Source organism: Mangrovibacillus sp. Mu-81 (genome assembly GCF_036867415.1).
Taxonomy (GTDB): Bacteria; Bacillota; Bacilli; order Bacillales; family Bacillaceae_B; genus Rossellomorea.
Genome location: NZ_JBAJHU010000009.1, coordinates 105,453 through 125,644, shown reverse-complemented (window position 1 = coordinate 125,644; position 20,192 = coordinate 105,453). Strand labels below are relative to the sequence as shown.

14 protein-coding genes are annotated in these 20,192 nt (G+C 42.4%); all 14 read left to right on the top strand.

The features are described from left to right. Positions 1 to 8: 8 nt before the first annotated feature. The gene (locus tag V6B33_RS16935) at positions 9 to 803 is read left to right on the top strand and encodes an endonuclease/exonuclease/phosphatase family protein (protein WP_334218863.1); all 795 of its coding nucleotides are present in this window, start codon (positions 9 to 11) and stop codon (positions 801 to 803) included. An 11-nt stretch (positions 804 to 814) separates the two neighbouring features. Next, entirely contained in the window at positions 815 to 2,380 is a 1,566-nt protein-coding gene (locus V6B33_RS16930; RefSeq protein ID WP_334218862.1) for a sulfatase family protein, read from the top strand. A 103-nt stretch (positions 2,381 to 2,483) separates the two neighbouring features. Next, positions 2,484 to 3,947: a sulfatase family protein gene (locus V6B33_RS16925; RefSeq protein WP_334218897.1), complete on the top strand. Its 1,464-nt coding sequence runs from the start codon at positions 2,484 to 2,486 to the stop codon at positions 3,945 to 3,947. A 522-nt stretch (positions 3,948 to 4,469) separates the two neighbouring features. Continuing rightward, positions 4,470 to 6,647: a beta-glucosidase BglX gene (gene bglX / locus V6B33_RS16920; protein ID WP_334218861.1), complete on the top strand. Its 2,178-nt coding sequence runs from the start codon at positions 4,470 to 4,472 to the stop codon at positions 6,645 to 6,647. A gap of 1 nt (position 6,648) precedes the next feature. Next, positions 6,649 to 10,002: a GH36-type glycosyl hydrolase domain-containing protein gene (locus V6B33_RS16915; RefSeq protein WP_334218860.1), complete on the top strand. Its 3,354-nt coding sequence runs from the start codon at positions 6,649 to 6,651 to the stop codon at positions 10,000 to 10,002. A 157-nt stretch (positions 10,003 to 10,159) separates the two neighbouring features. After that, entirely contained in the window at positions 10,160 to 10,990 is an 831-nt protein-coding gene (locus tag V6B33_RS16910) for a sugar phosphate isomerase/epimerase family protein (RefSeq protein ID WP_334218859.1), read from the top strand. A gap of 740 nt (positions 10,991 to 11,730) precedes the next feature. Next, positions 11,731 to 13,416 carry a serine hydrolase gene (locus V6B33_RS16905; RefSeq protein WP_334218858.1) on the top strand — a complete coding sequence of 562 codons (1,686 nt, stop codon included), beginning with the start codon at positions 11,731 to 11,733 and terminating at the stop codon, positions 13,414 to 13,416. A 20-nt stretch (positions 13,417 to 13,436) separates the two neighbouring features. After that, entirely contained in the window at positions 13,437 to 15,542 is a 2,106-nt protein-coding gene (locus tag V6B33_RS16900; protein WP_334218857.1) for a glycoside hydrolase family 3 protein, read from the top strand. A 26-nt stretch (positions 15,543 to 15,568) separates the two neighbouring features. Further along, entirely contained in the window at positions 15,569 to 16,837 is a 1,269-nt protein-coding gene (locus V6B33_RS16895; protein WP_334218856.1) for an exo-beta-N-acetylmuramidase NamZ family protein, read from the top strand. A gap of 375 nt (positions 16,838 to 17,212) precedes the next feature. Further along, positions 17,213 to 17,827 (top strand): PH domain-containing protein, encoded by a 615-nt coding sequence (locus V6B33_RS16890; RefSeq protein WP_334218855.1) that lies wholly within the window; start codon positions 17,213 to 17,215, stop codon positions 17,825 to 17,827. Between the two features lie 148 nt (positions 17,828 to 17,975). Next, positions 17,976 to 18,458 (top strand): hypothetical protein, encoded by a 483-nt coding sequence (locus V6B33_RS16885; protein ID WP_334218854.1) that lies wholly within the window; start codon positions 17,976 to 17,978, stop codon positions 18,456 to 18,458. Beyond that, complete coding sequence (locus tag V6B33_RS16880; RefSeq protein WP_334218853.1) at positions 18,455 to 18,976, top strand: CBO0543 family protein; 522 nt, start codon at positions 18,455 to 18,457, stop codon at positions 18,974 to 18,976. The genes V6B33_RS16885 and V6B33_RS16880 overlap by 4 nt, the downstream gene beginning before the upstream one ends. Before the next feature lie 102 nt (positions 18,977 to 19,078). After that, the gene (locus V6B33_RS16875; protein WP_334218852.1) at positions 19,079 to 19,522 is read left to right on the top strand and encodes a cell wall hydrolase; all 444 of its coding nucleotides are present in this window, start codon (positions 19,079 to 19,081) and stop codon (positions 19,520 to 19,522) included. Positions 19,523 to 19,709: 187 nt separating this feature from the next. Further along, positions 19,710 to 20,189, top strand: coding sequence for a DUF2975 domain-containing protein (locus V6B33_RS16870; protein ID WP_334218851.1), 480 nt, complete (start codon positions 19,710 to 19,712; stop codon positions 20,187 to 20,189). The last annotated feature ends 3 nt before the right edge of the window (positions 20,190 to 20,192 follow it).

Here is a 20,192-nt window from a genome sequence, read left to right as displayed (position 1 = left end):
ATGGAAAGATGGTCCTTACAGTAATGACGTTTAATCTAAGGGTGGATGTCCCTCGGGATGGAAGTAATGCCTGGGGGAATCGGGCAAAAAAGGTTAATCAACTTATTAACAATCACCAGCCAACTATTATCGGTACACAAGAAGGATTGCTCCGGATGATTAAAGAGATCGAGGAAGACTTGACAGATTACCGATGGATCGGTGAAGGCAGGCGTGGCGGTATGGCTGATGAATTTTGTGCCATTTTTTATCATGATAAGAAATTGGATGTAGTTGAAAAGGGACAATTCTGGTTATCTGAACAACCAGATACTCCAAACAGTATCAGCTGGGAAAGCGACTTTCCGAGAATCTGTACATGGGGGCATTTTCGCCTCAAGAATGAGGATACAGAATTTATAGTCTTTAACACACATCTCGACCATATTAGTCAAGATGCAAGAGAAAGTGGTATTCACTTAATCTGGAAAAGGATTTCTGAACATTATGATAGGAAACAGATTCCGATTATTTTGACAGGAGATTTAAACAGTGAGCCTGCCAATACTGTTGTCCGTTTCTTGCGGGGGGAAGCATCTATCATGAATGAAACAGTGAACCTGCAAGATGCGTTTAAGGTTTTAAAAGAGCCTGTAGGCAGGACATTCCATCATTTTAATGGCGGGACTGAAGGAGAGCCGATTGACTACATTTTCGCGGGTCCTGAAATAAAGATGTTAAAAACAAATGTTGACAGAAGGAAAATAGATAATGCTTATCCATCCGATCACTATCCAGTCATTTCCACTTTAGAGATCAATTAAGAGACCATTTTTTGCAGTCGTTATCATTTAAGATGAGAGCAGAGAAAACGATGTTTTTTGATGAAATAACCAATAAAATGGCAGAAGGGGATGAAAGGAATATGAAAATTCTTTATATCGATATAGATGCATTACGTCCCGACCACTTAGGGTGCTATGGATATGAGCGAAATACGTCACCGAATATAGACAGCATTGCAGAACGGGGTGTCCACTTTACAAATTATTATGCCTCCGATGCACCATGCGCTCCGTCTAGAACTGCATTATTCAGTTCCCGATATGGAATCCATACAGGAGTAGTCAACCATGGAGGTTTACAGGCTGATATGCGCCCAATCGGAAAGGACCGCCCGTTTAATTATCACCATACTGAATATCAAGCTTGGGTCGATGTACTCAGATTTAAAAAACATCACACAGCCATTATCAGTCCTTTTCCGGGGCGTCATTCTGCATGGCATATGCTGCAAGGCTTTCTGGAAGCTCATGACACAGGAAAACATGCAGGAGAAACAGCAGGAGATGTTTCGAAAGAAGCTTTACGCTGGATTAAAGAAAGAGGAAGTGAAAAGGAAGATTGGTTCCTTTATCTGAATTTCTGGGATCCGCATACACCATATCGTACCCCGGAGGAATTTGGAAATCCTTTTGAAGATGACCCTGCGCCAGAATGGCTGACGGAAGAGATGATCGCTATGCATCGTGAAAGCTATGGTCCTTATAGTGCAAGAGATTTACCGACTGTCAGACAGTGGCCGGGAATTCCGGAAGAGATTACATGTAGAAAAGATTTTAAGAAATGGATCGACGGATATGATACTGCCATTCGACATGTCGACGATCATGTAGGAAAAATCCTTCATGCCCTTGAAGAAAAAGGCATATTAAATGAGACACTCATCATTATTTCTTCAGATCACGGTGAGAATCAAGGAGAGTTGAATGTTTACGGGGACCACCAGACAGCAGATCATATCACAAGCCGTATCCCTTGCATTGTTGCAGGTCCCGGAATTAAACAAGGACATGTAGATGAAGATTTCCACTACCAAATTGATCTTGGACCTACCTTGACTGAGATGGTTGGAGGTGTACAGCGGGAAAGATGGGACGGGGTCAGCTTTTTGCCTGCTCTAACAGAAGGAAAAACTGCAGGACGTCCGTATCTCGTGGTTAGTCAATGTGCCTGGAGCTGCCAACGCGGGGTGCGTTTCGATAATTGGATGTTCATACGTACGTATCATGACGGATTGAAGGAATTTCCGGAATTAATGTTATTTGATATAGAAAATGACCCGCACGAAACAAATAATCTAGTTGATCAGAAACCAGAAATCGTTGCAAAAGGTCTGCGGCTCTTAGATGAATGGGTGGCAGAACAAATGGTGTCGTCCGATTCCCCGGTAGACCCGATGTGGAATGTCATTCATGAAGGCGGACCTTTCCATACAAGAGACGATTTGAATCTTGATTCCTATTTAGAAAAGCTGCGTAACCAAGATCGAAATCCTGCGGCTGACAGATTGGAACGCCGATACCGTCCGGAAAAGTTCCAAACAGAAGCAAACGTTTAATGGAGGATTCTGTATAGCCATCATCCATCTAAACAGATTTCCTTGTACCTATAAAAATAAACATATCTATGAAAATGATGAATGATCAAAGGAGGAAATAATGATGAGAGTTCTTTTGTTAGATTTAGATTCAACAAGACCAGATCACCTGGGATGCTACGGCTATCATCGAGACACATCACCTAATATCGACCGCATATGTGAGGAAGGTGTAAGGTTCACAAACTATTATACTTCTGACGCACCCTGTGCACCTTCCAGATCTGCCCTTATGTCTGGCCAGCTTGGTATACACAATGGTCTGGTAGGACACGGGGGAACTGCAGGTGATGTACGTCATGATGGACCAAAGAGGGATTTTTCTGATCGACTTGCACTGGAGAGCCTGCCTTCGTTCCTGGATCAAGCCGGTTTAAAGCCGGTATTAATCAGCCCATTTGCTCAGAGGCACGGTACGTGGAATTTTTATGCGGGTTTTCGGGAGATGCATAACACAGGTAAAGCCGGGATAGAATCAGCAGAAGAAGTGACACCGGAAGTTCTGAAATGGCTCGAACATAATGGCCAGGAGGATAATTGGTTTCTCTACGTGAATTATTGGGATCCCCATACTCCATATCGTGCTCCGGAGGAATTTGGGAATCCGTTCGAGCACGATCCGCTCCCTGAATGGATCACCGAAGATGTGCTTGAAGAACACAAAAAGAAAGTCGGTCCTCATAGTGCCAGTGAGATCAATATGTATGATAATAAACAAAACTCCGATTTTCCAAGATCTCCAGGTGAGATAAAGGACATCGCTGGATTGCGGCAGATGATAGATGGTTATGACTGCGGGGTACGCTGGATGGATGAGAACCTGGGGAAAGTCTTCAAATCTTTAGAGGATTTGGAAATCATGGAAGAAACGATTATTATCATCACCGGCGATCATGGCGAGAATATGGGGGAGTTAGGGATATATGGTGAACATGGCACAGCAGACCATGCAACTTGTAATATTCCTATGATCATTCGCTGGCCTGGATTAACGAAGCCAGGTCATGTGGATGAAGAACTGCATTATCATTTAGATTTAAATCCAACACTGGCTGAACTTTTAAAGCGGAAACCAGCACCGGGATGGGATGGGCAAAGTTATGCCCCGGCCTTAAATGGTGAAGCAGGTACTGGCCGTGATTATCTAGTCGTTTCCCAATGTGCGCATGTTTGCCAGCGAAGTGTCAGGTTTGAAGATTGGTTATATATTCGAACCTACCATGACGGTTTTCATTTATTTGACAAGGAAATGCTTTTTAATATTAAAGATGACCCTCATGAAGTTCAAAATGTGGCAAAGGAAAATCCGCATATTTGTAAAGAAGCGGTGTATCGATTAAACGAATGGCATGAGGAAATGATGCATACCAGTTCATCAGATGTAGACCCTTTATGGACAGTGATGCGAGAAGGCGGCCCCTTCCATGCCAAAGGGAATTTACCAAGATACATTCAACATCTGGAAAGGACTGGCCGTGAATATGCGGTGGACGAACTAAAAAGACGCCATCCGAATGAATTTAAATAAGGCGATATGTCATGTGTAAAATAGTAGCAGCAGGTATTATAACTGCTGCTTTTGTTTTTTTACCGGCAATGGTCAGGCATCTGTGTGAAAAGTTAAGTAGAAAGTGATTGATGGCCATAGCTGCCGGCTTTTTAAAGACATTTAAAGTCTTTCAAATCCAAGTGCTGTAAACCTGATAGAATAAATGTCAAAAAAGGATTTTAGAAAATAGTGTATTAATATTGAAATCGCATACATTTAGTCTTATAATATCTTTATTGAAACGTTTCAATTGAAGCGGCACAGATTTCATTCAACGTGATACTTTCATTATTTATCACGAACAATTCAAAGGATGAAAATAGATTCTTTATCTTAAAATCCAATATAAGAACGTAGTCATTCAGTGTCAGCCATTTTTTTTATATTTTTATTGTAACGTTTCAATTATTGGTTGATAAAGGTTTTGGATAGTTTGATTCAAGACTTGAATAGGGTTTCTAAAACATCACGATAAATATACATTCATACCGGAGGGGCAAAATGACAAAAAATCATGTGAATATCATCCTTGAACAAATGACATTGGATGAAAAAATCGGGCAATTAATGCAGTTAGCTACATTATTTTATGAAGGTTCCTCAAATCAAGGGAAAATTACAGGGCCAATGGAGGATATGGGGATTAATAAAGACGTTGTGCATAACAGCGGCTCAGTACTGGGTGGAGCAGGAGCAAAAGAAACAATGAATATCCAAAAGGCCCATCTTGATGGAAATCGACTAGGCATTCCCTTACTGATGATGGCTGATATCGTTCACGGGTTTAAAACGATTTTCCCGGTTCCTTTAGCAATCGGGTGTTCATGGGATATGGAATTGGCTGAAAAGAGTGCTGAAGTCGCAGCAAAAGAAGCTGCTGTTTCCGGGGTACACGTTACGTTTGCACCGATGGTCGACTTGGTCCGTGATCCGCGCTGGGGAAGAGTGATGGAGTCTACTGGAGAGGATCCATACTTAAATGCTGAGTTTGCAAAGGCATTTGTCCGCGGATTTCAAGGATCAGATCTTGAAAAGGATGAACACCGAGTTGCTGCATGTGTCAAACACTTTGCTGCATATGGAGCAGCAGAAGGAGGCAGGGACTATAATACAGTGGATATGTCAGAACGCATGCTCCGCGAATCATATTTACCGGCGTATAAAGCAGCCCTTGATGAAGGCTGTGAGATGGTTATGACTTCCTTTAACACTGTCGATAGTATTCCTGCTACTGGTAATAAAAGATTAATGCGCCAATTGCTTCGAGATGAATGGGGCTTTGACGGTGTCATTATATCTGACTGGGGTGCAGTGAAGGAGATTATCCCCCACGGTGTTGCAGCAAATGAAAGAGAAGCTGCCCAAAAGGCTATCGAAGCAGGTGTAGATATCGAGATGATGACAGCCTGTTATGTTAAGAACTTAAAGCAATTAGTTGAGGACGGCTCCATATCTGAAAGCTTGATCGATGAGTCGGTTCTTCGTATTTTGCAACTAAAAGAGAAATTGGGATTGTTTGAAAACCCATATCGCGGAGCGGATGAACAGCTGGAGAAAGAACTTATATTATGTGAAGAACACCGTCAAGCATCCAGGGAACTTGCGACAAAATCTTGTGTACTATTAAAAAATGATCAAGTCCTGCCATTACATAAAGATCAAAAGGTCGCATTAATTGGACCATTTGCTCAAAATGGAGACATTTTAGGGCCATGGTCTTGGCAAGGATCGAAAGAAAATGCAATAACAGTAGGTGAAGGTTTTAGAATGAAAATAGATGAGTCCCTTCTATTTCTCGCTCAAGGATGCGATGTTGAGTCAGGAACAGAAGAGCAAATGGAAGCAGCACTTCAAATTGCCAAAGATGCTGATGTCATTGTGCTGGCTTTAGGTGAACATTCAAGAATGAGCGGGGAAGCTAAATGCCGAGCAGATATTCGTTTACCCGAAGTACAGCTGGATTTGGTTTCAAAAATGAAACAATTACAAAAACCAATCGTTGCCGTATTGTTTAATGGCCGTCCTCTTGACTTACATGGCGTAATTGATCAAACAGATGCTGTGTTAGAAGCCTGGTTCCCAGGTACAGAAGGTGGAGCAGCTGTGGCAGATTTACTGTATGGAGATGTGAACCCATCAGGACGATTAACGATGTCGTTTCCATATTCCGTTGGCCAAGTTCCGGTTTATTATAACAGTTTCAATACAGGTCGTCCGAAGATTGAACCAGTGACTGAATATGTTTCTAAGTATTTGGATATCCCTAATGAGCCTCTGCTTCCATTTGGATTTGGATTAAGTTATACGTCTTTTACCTACAGTGATGCATCCCTTTCAGCAACATCAATGAGCCCGGGAGGATCCATTTCGATTTCTGTAAAAGTAAAAAACACAGGAAATGTCACTGGGGATGAAATCGTTCAGTTATTTGTGCGAGATGTCGTAGGCGAAGTTGTACGTCCATTAAAAGAGTTGAAGGATTTCAAAAAGATCACATTGGACCCGGGAGAAGAGAAAGAAATCATGTTTACCTTAAATGAAGAGCAGCTTCACTACCACCATTCGGATTTACAGTTCAGGAGTGATCCGGGAGAATTTATTGTTTATATTGGTCCAAACAGCAAAGACGTTACAGAACTTGCATTTGAATTGACAAATGAAATGGATCGAGGGGAATAGGATGACTTTAACAAAGGACTTATCGTTTGAATTAAAAGAAGGAGCCTTACTTTTTTCATTTTTAAACAGCGGCGATATTTTTCAATCGACTCATCGACAAATTATGATCAATCAATGGTTGTCCAATCCCGTTGATGGATCACTGAATAATGTATATTTGCGATTATTTCAATCGGATGGAATTCACGTTTTTCCATTACTGGGAGCACAATCAAATAGTGAAGTGGAATTTTCAAGTTCTCAAGTGACATGGAAAGGAAATATTCATGATGTTTACTATCAAGTCACTTTTCACTTGACTGAACAAGGTATCTGGTTTTGGGATATCACAGTTGATGGTCATGACGTTGAAGTAGATGTGGTGTATGGACAAGATTTAGGGATGGCAAGTAAAGGTGCTGTCAGAAATAATGAAGCATATGTTTCTCAATACATCGATCACAAGGTTTTTAAAGATGAAACGAAGGGATATGTTGTTTGTTCCAGACAGAATCAGAAGCAGCCAGGAGGGTTTCCATATTTACAACAAGGGTCATTAACAAAAGCTGTAGGTTACTCAACAGATGGTTTCCAGTTCTTCGGTTTGACCTATAAAGAAACAAATCAACCGGAGGTATTGTATAAAGATTCTCTGCCGAATGAAATTTACCAATACGAGTTTGCTTATACAGGCTTACAATCAGAACGGGTAACATTAGCAGGACAAACAAAATTTGTATTTTATGGATTATTTAAAGAAAATCACCCTGATGCAGTAACCACAATAGAGTATGGCGAAGATGTAGCAGCTGCCTGGGAAGATGTGAAAAATCGTAGAGAATGTTCCGTCCAATCTCTTGAAAAAGTTGGCAGGACCCCTGAATTCGGAACACCTTTGGTTACTGATTCTATGACAAATGAAGACATTTTGAAATTATTCCCTGAGCGTCAACAGGAAGAATGGGATGGAGATACCTTACTTTCATTCTTTACAGACACATATGAGCACATAGTTTTAAAGGAAAAAGAGCGACTTGTCGAACGCCCGCACGGCCATATACTCATGACTGGGCAAAATGACAAAATAAAAGAAAATGTACTCTCATCGACATCATTCATATATGGGATCTTTAATTCTCAGCTTGTTGTGGGAAACACTTCATTCAATAAGCTGTTAACGAATGCACGGAATGCCTTAAACGTAATGAAAACATCCGGGCAGCGCATCTATGTGGAAATCGGCGGTGTGTATCGATTATTAACGATGCCATCTCTCTTTGAAATGGGGTTTAACTTTACACGCTGGTACTACAAAACGAGTGATGAAACATTCATCATTACAAACTATTCATCGGTCGATACTCCGGAAATACATCTGCAAGTCAGAACTGAAACCGGGAATGCGTATCGTTATCTCGTAACGAATCAAGTATCCATGAATGGAAATGAGCTCGAAGTACCATTCCATTTTGAAAGGGAAGGTCAAACGGTATCTTTCACCGCAGATGCTGATTCGAATTCTGCAGCTATTTATCCGGACTTGAAATATCGGATCCGTGTTGAGGGTGCTGAGTTTACTTTAGATAATGAAAGTAAGCTTACTTCAAACGCTGAGCCTCATTCTGCATCTGTCGTTGTGTTCGATTTGGATCCTGCAGCAGAGTGGGAAATGACGATGCAGGGTCTTCTGCATGGTGAAGAGTATCCATTTACGAAGCGGGATGCCTCAACAGAAATTGAACGTTATCGTGACTATTTGAGTCAATTAATGAATGGATTCCATTTATCACAGCAAGGCGAAACAATTGAAGAATTAGACAAAGTAAACGCTCTTGCATGGTGGTATACACATAATATGCTGGTTCATTTTTCCGTTCCGCACGGTCTGGAACAATATAGTGGAGCGGCATGGGGGACACGGGATGTTTGCCAGGGGCCGATGGAATACTTTATGGCTGTGCAAAAATATGAAACTGTCAAGGAAATTATCAAAACTGTTTATACTCATCAATTCGAGGATGATGGGAATTGGCCGCAATGGTTTATGTTTGATAAGTACTCTCATATCCAAGCTGGAGAGAGCCATGGTGACATTATCGTATGGCCGTTAAAGGTATTAGGTGATTATTTAGCGGTTACGAAGGACTACGATATATTACAAGAGAAAGTGCCTTACACTAAGCGTGGGAATGGTTTCAAGCTGACGGATGAAGTGGAAACGATTTATGAGCATGCAAAAAAACAGATCAACTATATAAAAGAACATTTCCTGCATGACACTCATTTATCATCTTACGGAGATGGAGATTGGGACGATACCCTGCAGCCGGCAAATGCAAAATTGAAGCAATATATGGTCAGCAGCTGGACGGTTGCTTTAACCTATCAGGCTCTTCGGAATTTATCTGTTGTCCTGGAAGAAGTAGACGGAAAGGAAGCATCTGAACTTGCACAACTAGCATCTGGAATTGAAGCTGATTTCAATCAATATATGTTGAAATCAGGCGTGATCCCAGGCTTTGTATATATGGAGAATCCTGATTCAGCCGAATTGATGCTTCACCCGGAAGATGAAAAAACAGGGATTCATTATCGATTGCTGCCAATGCAGCGCAGTATCATTAGTGAGCTGCTTACGAAGGAGCAGGCTGAAGCTCATTATGAATTGATAAAAGAAACCTTATATAGCCCGGATGGAGTTCGTTTAATGAATCGTCCAGCCAAATATAAGGGAGGAATCAGTACCCACTTCCAACGGGCGGAGACTGCATCAAACTTTGGCAGGGAGATTGGATTGCAGTATGTCCATGCAAATATTCGTTTTGTGGAAGCGATGGCCAAGCTTGGGAAAGTAGACGAAGTATGGAGCGGATTAGCTAAAATTAATCCGGTTCGCATTCAGGATGTTGTGCCGAATGCGGAGAGACGCCAGAGTAATGCGTACTTCAGCAGTTCTGACGGTAAGTTTAACACACGTTATGAGGCACAGAAAGATTTTGATAAGTTAAAAGATGGTTCAGTACCGGTAAAAGGGGGATGGCGGATCTATTCGAGCGGCCCTGGTATTTATATGAATCAGCTGATTTCAAATTGTTTGGGTATTCGTCCGGCTGCTGATGAACTAGTGATTGATCCTGTTTTACCTGAGAATTTTGACAGGTTAACATTCGACTATATGATTTATGATAAGTCAGTTTCATTTGTTTATCATCTTGGCACAGGAAAAACGGGACGAAGAGTTGTTATCAATGGCGAATCAGTAAAAGCAATAGACACGATCAAGAATCGATATCGCCAAGGCGGATTATGCATTTCCAAAGCGGAATTAGAAAGTAAACTAAATTTTGAGACGAATATAATTGAAGTATATCTCTAAATGAAGTGAACGGTCGTCCAATGGGCGACCGTTGCTTTTAATATGTTAGAAGTTATGAACAGGTGTAGCGTGGCATTCATTTGTTAAGATTGATTAGTAGAGTTATAGATTGTGAATATATAGCTGAATATGAGGAATCAGTTTAAGGAGGAAAAAAATGATTGTAAAATTATCAGGTTTTGCTGATGAAATTTCACCGGATTTGAACATTCAATTAGACGTCCTTCACACCGAAAGAATAAATTATCTGGAGCTCCGGAGTGTATGGGGGAAAAATATCGTTGATATTGATTTCCAAGAAGTGATACAAGTAAAAGAAGTACTCGACAGCAAAGGAATCCAAGTTTCTTCCATTGGATCACCAATTGGAAAGATTGGTATACAAGACGATTTTCAGGGACATCTTGCTAAATTCGATAAAGTGATCGAAACAGCAAAGTATTTAGGCACCCGCTTTATCAGGGTTTTCTCTTTTTTTATTCCTGAAGACAAAGATCCACTTATCTATAGGGATGAAGTGATGAGAAGAATGAACATTCTTGTCAGAAGGGCAGAAGAAGGAGGAGTGATCCTGCTGCACGAGAACGAAAAGGGGATTTTTGGCAGTGATGCGGAACGTTGCTTGGATTTATTGACGACATGCCAATCACCTAACTTCCGTGCCGTATTCGATCCTGCGAACTTTGTTCAATGCGGGGTAAAACCATTTACAGATGCCTATCCTTTGCTTGAAAACTATATTGAGTATGTCCATGTGAAAGATGCGCTATTTTCTAATGGTACCGTTGTTCCAGCAGGGGAGGGAGATGGGCAAATTGAAGAAATGTATAGAGCTTTAAAAGCCAAAGGATATAAAGGTTTTATGTCACTTGAGCCTCACTTGGCTGCTGAGGGAACATTTTTCGGGTTTAGTGGGTCGGAATTATTTAAAGTGGCAACAAAACAATTAAAAGAAATATTGCGTAGTATTGATGCTGAATGGAAATAGGTAACTTAAATGAAACCTGCATATGGACGAAGTGTTTGTACACGATTAAAATAGAGGTTGTGACAAAAGTGTTCTCGTATGAATAAAACCCGAACTAATTTGAATTCTAAATTCAAGTAAGTTCGGGTTTTTTATTAGCTTAGTTCAAATGTCCATTTAGTATCTTGCTTGCTCCAGCGGTTGATTGGAGTGCAAGACGAAGACTCCTGCGGGAAAAGCAGCTTATTATAAAAGCGGAAGGGCTTTGCTCAGAGGCTTATGACATGTGCCTCTAAGTCCTGCAGCTAGACAAGTGAGACCCCGCAGGCTTGACGAGGAGGTTCACGGGCTACCCTGGGAAAGCGAAGTCTTGCACGGAAATCATTAGCGGTATTTAGAGTCTAACACTGATAATGTTCGCCTTTAGGTAGTTGTTTTTTTGTTTTGTCCCAATCTCATTTAAGTTTCCTTCCATTTTGCATTCTTTCTATTTCATGCTGGACTCCTAAATTCAGGATTTGCAAGAACTGTATTGGTTATCGATATATATACAAACACCACAAAAGGATTAAAAGTTTTTTTCACGGGGGTATAAAGAATAATCAAAAAATTCAAAACAGTCCAAATGTCATACCAAATTCCGGCATTCCGACCGTTAACGGGACTTAAGTGGTATAGACATCTATACTTTTAATTCCATAAACTAGAGTAGTAGAGTAATTGGAAACCCTTACATTTCGACTAAAAGGAGGGAAAGTTGGATGAAAAAGAAACCAGTTTCAATCGTTTTGACTGCTTTGATGTGTACCTCGTTATTTAGTCCCGCAGTACTTGCTCAAGGCGGGGAAAATGATGGGGAGGTATCAGGAACGGAAAATGTACGTGCGCATCCTGCATTTACATGGGGGAATCCTGGACCTTCGTCACCTGTCCTTCATCCGGGTTCTGCACGTGGAGCAGGTATGATGCAGTTCACTTTGGATAGAATCGATCCTTTGATGGAAGAGAAGATTGCCGAGGGTGTCATGCCGGGGGCTGTTGCACTTGTCGCGAGAAGCGGGCATATCGTCAAGCATGATGCATACGGGGATGCGTACCGCTATACAGACGGTGATTTTACTGAGACAGACTCACCGATCGCGATGGAGAAAGACACGATTTTCGATCTTGCATCCATCAGCAAGATCTTTACAACGACAGCAGCGATGATCCTTTATGAGGACGGTGCATTCGAACTGGACGACAGGGTTGCTGAATATATCCCTGAGTTTGCTGCGAATGGGAAAGAAGATGTCACCATCCGGCAGTTGATGACCCACACTTCAGGGTTCACTGCATGGATTCCATTGTACAGTCAAGGGAATGATAGAGAGGACAGAATGCAGATCGTGTTCAACCACCCTCTTGCGAACGAACCCGGCACCGCCTATACATACAGTGATTTAAACATGATTACATTAGGTGCCATCATTGAAAGGTTGTCCGGGCAGCGCCTCGATGAATTTGTGAAAGAAAATATTACTGAGCCGCTAGGGATGAAAGACACCATGTACAACCCGCCGGCTTCCCTGAAAGAAAGGATCGCTGCCACTGAATATCAGCCTGCGATCGGAAGAGGACTCGTCTGGGGAGAAGTTCATGATGAAAATGCCTGGTCACTGGACGGCGTTGCAGGGCATGCAGGTGTGTTCTCCACTGCAGAAGACCTGGCGAAATTTGCCCATATGTTTGTGAAAGAAGGGCGTTACGGAGGCAAGCGGATACTGAAACCTGAAACGATTCAAATGCTCTCTGAAAATCAAATTCCAGAATTTCCCGGTGACGATCATGGACTTGGCTGGGAATTGAACCAGGGGTGGTTCATGGATGGTTTGGCAGACGAGAACTCACTTGGTCACACAGGGTACACAGGAACTTCGATCGTCGTGGATCAGGATAATGACACCATTGCCATTCTATTGACGAACCGTGTCCACCCTTCGCGAAGCACGGTATCGACCAACACAGTCCGTCGCCCGTTCGCCCGGTTGGTTGCAGATTCGATTCCTGTAGAAATGCAGGGTCACAAAAAAGAGAAAGCATGGTTTGCTGGTTACGGTGATCAACTGAACCGAAGTTTGACAGCAGAAGTGGATGTAAAAGAAGATGCCCGTCTTTCCTTTGATACCTGGTACCGGATTGAAAAGGACTCTGACTTCGGTCATGTAGAAACGTCACCTGACGGGGAAACCTGGACCGCAGCCGGAAATGCAATGACGGGAACCAGCGATGGATGGTCAGAAGAGGAAGTATCCATCCCTTCCGGTACAAAATTCATCCGATTCAACTACGAAACAGATGCATCCGTAAATTACCGCGGCTGGTATGTGAAAGATATCCAATTGGAAGTGGAAAATGGGCATAAGCTTAAAACCCATTTTAAAGGCTGGACAGAACGAAGCTATTAATTATAAGGGGGAAGACACATATGAAACATGCATACAAGATCTTTTCTTTATCTGTTCTCGTACTCGCGTTGATCATCTCGGGACTGCCGATGAATAATGTGCAGGCAGAAAGTCCGCTGAAAGACTTGATTATCTATCAGAACGCATCGCAAGTGGAAGTTTCGAATGCCGGTGACGAAATCGGATTGAAGGCATTGAATGTCTATAAGGATGGACACTTCACATTGGTGTCTGAAGGCTTGGAATGGAGTTCTTCAAATAAGAAAGTCGCGTCAGTAGATGAAAACGGAAATGTAGCATTAACAGGTAAGAACGGCAGAACCTTTATCAAACTGACAAACGGGGAATTTTCCGATCGCATTGCCGTCCATGTGAAACCTGCCCCTAAAAAAGGGAAAAAAGGCAAGTCGGCATCGGAAGCGAAGATCGTGAAACAAAAAGGAGAACGTTACGACCTGGTGGATGAAGCCATCGCGAACATGACGATCGAGGAAAAAATCGGTCAGATGCTCATGCCGGACTTCAGAAACTGGGATGGTGAAAATGTAACAGAAATGCTACCTGAAATCGAACAGCTGGTGAAAGATTATCATCTCGGCGGTGTAATATTGTTCCGCGAAAATGTGGTCACCACTGAACAAACAACGAAACTGGTCGCTGACTATCAAGAGGCGGCTGAAGAATATGGATTGCTGATGACGATTGATCAGGAAGGCGGAATCGTCACCCGGCTCCAATCAGGTACAGACTTTCCGGGGAATATGGCCTTAGGTGCGACACGTTCACCGGAAATCGCCCACAACGTTGGGAAAGCAATCGGGGAAGAGCTTCATTCTCTTGGTATAAACGTAAACTTTGCACCTGTAATGGATGTAAACAATAACCCTGACAACCCGGTAATCGGTGTCCGTTCATTCGGGGAAGATCCGGAATTGGTCGCTGAAATGGGAGTGGCCTATACTGAAGGTCTTCAATCAACCGGTGTAGCAGCTACCGCCAAGCATTTCCCGGGCCACGGTGACACGGCTGTGGATTCCCACTTAGGGCTGCCTGAAGTTCCGCATGATAAAGAACGCTTGATGGAAGTGGAATTGTATCCGTTTCAGCAGGCAATGAATGCAGGAATCGATGCGATCATGACGGCTCACGTCACGTTCCCTAAAATCGACGGCTCTAAAGCAATTTCAAAAAAAACAGGGGAAGAAATTGCAGTGCCGGCCACTCTTTCTCATAAAGTATTAACAGAATTGATGCGTGAGGAAATGGGCTACGAAGGCATTATCACGACAGATGCAATGAACATGAAAGCGATCGCGGATCATTTCGGTGCAGTCGACGCCGCGGTTCGTGCAGTCAAAGCAGGCACGGATATCGTCCTGATGCCGGTTGGATTAAGCGAAGTGAGACAGGGACTGCTCGATGCAGTCGACAGTGGAGAATTGACTGTCGACCGAATCGAAACATCCGTTGAACGAATCCTTTCACTAAAAATCAAACGAGGTGTCATCAAGGAAGAAACGCCACTTCCAATAGAAGAAAAAGTCGCACAAGCAAGTGAAATCGTAGGATCAGAAGAACACAAACAAGTGGAAAGAGAAGCGGCAGAACGCTCGATTACACTTGTGAAAAATGAGCAGGCACTTCCAATGAACCCGGCCGAAGATGAAAAAGTAGTCGTTGTTGGAAGGTCTTATATCGAAGACCTTGGGAATGCAGTGAAAGAACAGCATGCAAATACAACTGTCATCGAGGCACCATCGAATTATCAATTAACAGAAGAACAGAAAGCAGATATCAGAGAAGCGTCAGCCGTCATCGTCGGCACTTACACCTATAATGTGTCTGGCAGGTCTCCAGAAAGTGCACAGATGCAGCTTGTAAAAGCCCTTGGGGAAGAAACAGAGGCCCCGGTGATTGCAGTCGGCATCCGTAACCCTTATGACATCATGGCCTATAACAGCGAAGTGGACGCTTATCTTGCCCAATACGGTTTCCGCACGGCAAGCTTCAAAGCAACCGCTGCGACGATTTTCGGAGCAAACACCCCTGGCGGAAAACTGCCAGTATCAATCCCTGACGTAAATGAGGGAACCATGTACCAATTTGGCCACGGCTTGACGTATTAAACTTGTGAAAACGGGAGGGGAATACCTTGAAAAAGTGGATGATCGCACTACTCACGGCAGTCCTGGTTCTATCAACGATGTCCGCAGGCTCTGCTCATGATAATGGAAAGGGTCACGGAAAGGGCAAAGGCAAACAAAAGGAATTCTCACTTGGTGTCGAACAGCTCTTGAAAGAAGAAAAGCACCTCATCGAAGGCAAAAAAGTCGGGCTGATCACGAATCCAACCGGAGTCGATCAAGAACTGAACAGCATCGTCGATACATTGCATAATGACCCGGACGTCGAACTGACGGCTCTTTATGGACCGGAACACGGTGTGCGTGGAGATGCGCAGGCGGGGGAATATGTTGAATTCTATATCGACGAACAAACAGGTCTTCCGGTCTACAGCCTATATGGAGCAACTAAAAAGCCGACACCTGAAATGCTTGAAAACGTGGAAGTCCTGTTATTCGATATCCAGGATGTAGGAACGCGCTTCTACACATACATCTACACTATGGCATATGCAATGGAAGCGGCAAAAGAGAACGATATACCGATCATCGTATTGGACCGTCCAAACCCATTGAGCGGTAAAGAAGTTGAAGGACCGGTACTGGATATGGAGTACTCTTCATTCGTTGGAAAATACAGCATCCCTCTCCGCCACGGTATGACAGTCGGGGAACTTGCCAAACTATTCAACACAGAATTTGAAATCGGCGCAGACCTGACAGTCGTGGAAATGGAAGGCTGGAAACGCAGCAAGTATTATGACGAAACTCCACTTGAATTCGTCATGCCATCGCCGAACATGCCGACACTTGAAACGGCATTGGTATACCCGGGGGCGGCACTGATCGAAGGGACAAATGTATCCGAAGGGCGCGGAACAACAAAACCATTCGAACTGATCGGCGCACCATTCATCAATGCAGCCGATCTGGCAGCTGAACTGAATGACCTGGAGCTGAAAGGCGTTGCGTTCAGGGCGGCGTCCTTCACCCCGGCATCATCCAAGCACGCAGGTAAACTGTCACACGGCATCCAGATTCATGTCACCGATCGAAAAACATTCAAACCTGTCGAAACAGGGCTTCACATCGTGAAAACGATCCATGACATGTACCCTGAAAACTTCCAGTTCCGCGCTGAAAACAGCGCCGGCATCTCATTCTTCGACAACCTGATCGGAAACGGCTGGATCCGCGAGGGAATCGAAGAAGGAAGAAGCATCGGAGAAATGGTAGAACAATGGCAGCCAGAACTGGACAAATTCAAAGAAGTCCGCGAACAGTATTTGATCTATTGAGTAAGTCATTGGAAGAGCCCAAGGCATTGTTGCCTTGGGCTCTTTTACTTTTCTTAAGTAAGAAAAGTTTTAAATGATATTTATCAGCATATGAATATATATTGTGTGCCTATCAAAATACTTACATTTTCCCCCTATTATTGATAGCATAGTAGTAAGAGGTATACGTTTAGGTATTTGTTATAACTAATTGTTATTTCTGACTGTTCCAGCTGTTGATTGGAGTGCAAGACGAAGATTCCTGGGGGAGAAGCTAGTTAGGTGAGACCCCGCAGGAGCAGATGCCAACCGCCCGCGGAAAGCGAAGTCTTGCACGGAAATCAACAGCGGAGTTTAAAGTGCCAGTTCATTAAAAAAGAAATGAGGTTATCAATCATGCTAAAGAAATTTGCCAGTGATGCATTGGGAATCAGTGATATCGGAAAAATCATCAGAAGAGAAGACTTTGACAAAACACAGTCAGATGACTACGTATTGACAGAAGACGGGGAAAAGATTCACTTCCTCATCAAATCAAAAACGGATGAATACTGCTTCACAAACCGTGCACTCATCCACTTGGATGGCAATAAAGCCTCCAGCAGCAAACGTAACCTCAAACGCTATGATTATTATGAAAATCCGATCAGCGGGGTTTCCATCGAAACAGCAGGTACAATCGACCTTGATCTGGAAATCAAATTTACGATGGGCAGCTACGGTTTTTCAGTGGATATCGACAAAAAAGAAGGAGAAGCCATCGCAGATCTATACAAGTCCCTGCTTGCCATCTCCCATATCCAGCAGGAAGGAAAACGTAAAATGGATTCTGCAGAAAAAAGCTTATCCACAGCCAGGGAACTGATCACCAACAACCGTTTCCATGATAATGACATCTCAAATGAGTTCAAGGATGCGACAAGCTTTGCCTTTGAATGGCTGAATGATCATTATAATGCGAATACACGCAAAGACTTTGGTGAAGTGTTTAATAAATATATCCAAAATTAAAATAGAAAATAGTTAACGCCAGTCCAATATTAAATGGGGCTGGTGCTTTTTTATTGTAATAGATGATAATAGTGTACGAGGGGAATGTAAAGGAAGTTTCTAAGTCATACTAGTATCGATAGGATATTTGATGATAAGGGGGTTTTCTATGTTCATTACAGCCGCAGCCACGATCATTCTGTCCTTCGTTCTGGTGCTTTCACTCCACTTCGTGAAACAACGTTTCGATGGCTTGGAACTGACTATATTGTTTATATTCTCATCATACATTTGTCAAAACACATACTATAAACTGTTCTCCCCCTACGACCGATTGAGTGTTGGAGACAGCGGATGGGCCAAACTAACTGTAATCGTTCATTTTGGCATTGTCCTGCCAATTTTATTGATTATCGTACTGTTTATCCTGAAGAGTACAAACCCCAGTTTTTATGCAGTGAGCAGTATCGCCTGGATCTTCATCATCATTGTATATGAAAAAATTTTTCTCATTTCAGGGATATTGGAAAAGTCGAATGGACATTGGTATCCAACGATAGATGCAGCTGCAGCTGTCGTCATATTATTCATTACCACTTTTGTAATGAAAAAAATTCATTGGATATTGAAAAAAGAACAGGTAATCACATGATAAAAATGATCATATCCCCTATATCACCAAAACAATTTGATGAAAACGAGTTATTTACACTGATCATTTCTATTACGGTTGTTGCCGTTCTATCGTATTTGCACAAACATTATAGAACATTAAGCGACGCGGAACTACTCAGCGTGTATTTATTCAATATCTTTTTGACCACCACATTGGAAGCATTATTTGCTGAACACCCTTTGGATTTTTACGATACAATGGATTACCCGCATGCAGAGATTTTTGATGTTATTCTGCAGACTTTCGTTTATCCAGCCACGGTCACCATCGCCATTCATTTTTATGCTAAATACAGGCCGGCCGCATTGTGGTACATCCTTGGGTGGGGGTTGATCCTGACATTCCTGGAATGGATCTCGCTTTACTTCAATCTTTTTCAACATAAAGAGTGGACGCTCTTTTACTCGTGCATACTTTATTCTTCAGTTATGACATTGAATACATTTTTTTTCAATAAAGTAAGAAAACATCTTATTAAAAATCAACATGTTTAGGGCCCGGCGGAACGATTGCAGGGCATTTCCACAGCGGAGCCACTTTATAAAGAATGACATCAACTCCGGCTTTTTTCATACACTATTTCTGAGGTGAATAAAATGCCAAGAGTCAAATACACGGATGCAGATGTTGCCCTGATGGCTAGGATGATGCGCGCGGAAGCCGAGGGTGAAGGTAAACAGGGAATGTTATATGTGGGAAATGTCATTGTTAATCGTGCGAAGGCGGATTGTTTGGACTTTAAAAAGGTAAGGACCATTCGAGAAGTCATCTTTCATGTGCAAGGTGGAAATTATTCTTTTGAGGCTGTTCAAAAAGGGAATCTCTTTTATAACAGAGCGAGATCCGTTGAAAAAAGATTAGCTAGAAAGAATTTGAATTTTTGGGCTCAACACCCGGCGAAGTATGCCCTTTGGTATTTCAATCCATATGCCCCGTGTCCTCCGACCTGGTACGGTCAACCTTTTGCCGGTCAATTTAAACAACATTGTTATTACGAACCAAAAGCTGGAACATGTGACAGTGTTTATATCGGTGGATAATCAATTGAATATGGGGCTGGTTGCCAAGAGCGATTCATTGAGCATTCTTTATTAAAAGGAATGCTTTTTGTATTTATCTGAACATACATTTTCAATAAAAAAATCAAAAACTTTAATAAAAATTTATTGTAAATCGATAAATGGTGTGTTAAATTCAAATGGAGGATAAATTGGTGAGGTGATTTGTATGAAAAAAGAAACATCCTTTTTAAAGTTCGTTGTTGTTGTTATGGGACTGCCTGTCCTTGCTTTGTGTATATTCATATTACCCAAGATAGCTGAATTTTTTGCTGAACTAAACCCAGAGCTGGATTTTTTGCAATATCCCTTTTTAATCGGGTTGTATGTGACAGCGGCCGTCTTCTTTGCTGCTCTGTATCAGACGTTAAAACTGTTGAACTTCATTGATAAGAACGAGGCTTTTTCGGATCTATCCGTAAACGCATTAAAGGTTATCAAACACTGTGCTATCATCATCAGTGCATCTTTTGTGGTATTTATGCCGCTCATCTATCTCATGGCAGAGGTAGACGATGCCCCGGGTATGATATTGATAGGAATGGTGATTATATTTGGCAGCATGGTGATTGCAGTCTTTGCCGCAGTCCTTCAGAAACTATTGAAGAATGCCATTGAAATAAAATCAGAAAATGATTTAACGGTCTGAGGT

What these genes read in the sequence shown, in the direction of transcription:
- V6B33_RS16935 (WP_334218863.1), top strand. Translation starts at nt 9, where the DNA reads ATGGTCCTTACAGTAATGACGTTTAATCTAAGGGTGGATGTCCCTCGG.
- V6B33_RS16925 (WP_334218897.1), top strand. Translation starts at nt 2,484, where the DNA reads ATGAGAGTTCTTTTGTTAGATTTAGATTCAACAAGACCAGATCACCTG.
- bglX (WP_334218861.1), top strand. Translation starts at nt 4,470, where the DNA reads ATGACAAAAAATCATGTGAATATCATCCTTGAACAAATGACATTGGAT.
- V6B33_RS16915 (WP_334218860.1), top strand. Translation starts at nt 6,649, where the DNA reads ATGACTTTAACAAAGGACTTATCGTTTGAATTAAAAGAAGGAGCCTTA.
- V6B33_RS16910 (WP_334218859.1), top strand. Translation starts at nt 10,160, where the DNA reads ATGATTGTAAAATTATCAGGTTTTGCTGATGAAATTTCACCGGATTTG.
- V6B33_RS16905 (WP_334218858.1), top strand. Translation starts at nt 11,731, where the DNA reads ATGAAAAAGAAACCAGTTTCAATCGTTTTGACTGCTTTGATGTGTACC.
- V6B33_RS16900 (WP_334218857.1), top strand. Translation starts at nt 13,437, where the DNA reads ATGAAACATGCATACAAGATCTTTTCTTTATCTGTTCTCGTACTCGCG.
- V6B33_RS16890 (WP_334218855.1), top strand. Translation starts at nt 17,213, where the DNA reads ATGCTAAAGAAATTTGCCAGTGATGCATTGGGAATCAGTGATATCGGA.
- V6B33_RS16885 (WP_334218854.1), top strand. Translation starts at nt 17,976, where the DNA reads ATGTTCATTACAGCCGCAGCCACGATCATTCTGTCCTTCGTTCTGGTG.
- V6B33_RS16880 (WP_334218853.1), top strand. Translation starts at nt 18,455, where the DNA reads ATGATAAAAATGATCATATCCCCTATATCACCAAAACAATTTGATGAA.
- V6B33_RS16875 (WP_334218852.1), top strand. Translation starts at nt 19,079, where the DNA reads ATGCCAAGAGTCAAATACACGGATGCAGATGTTGCCCTGATGGCTAGG.
- V6B33_RS16870 (WP_334218851.1), top strand. Translation starts at nt 19,710, where the DNA reads ATGAAAAAAGAAACATCCTTTTTAAAGTTCGTTGTTGTTGTTATGGGA.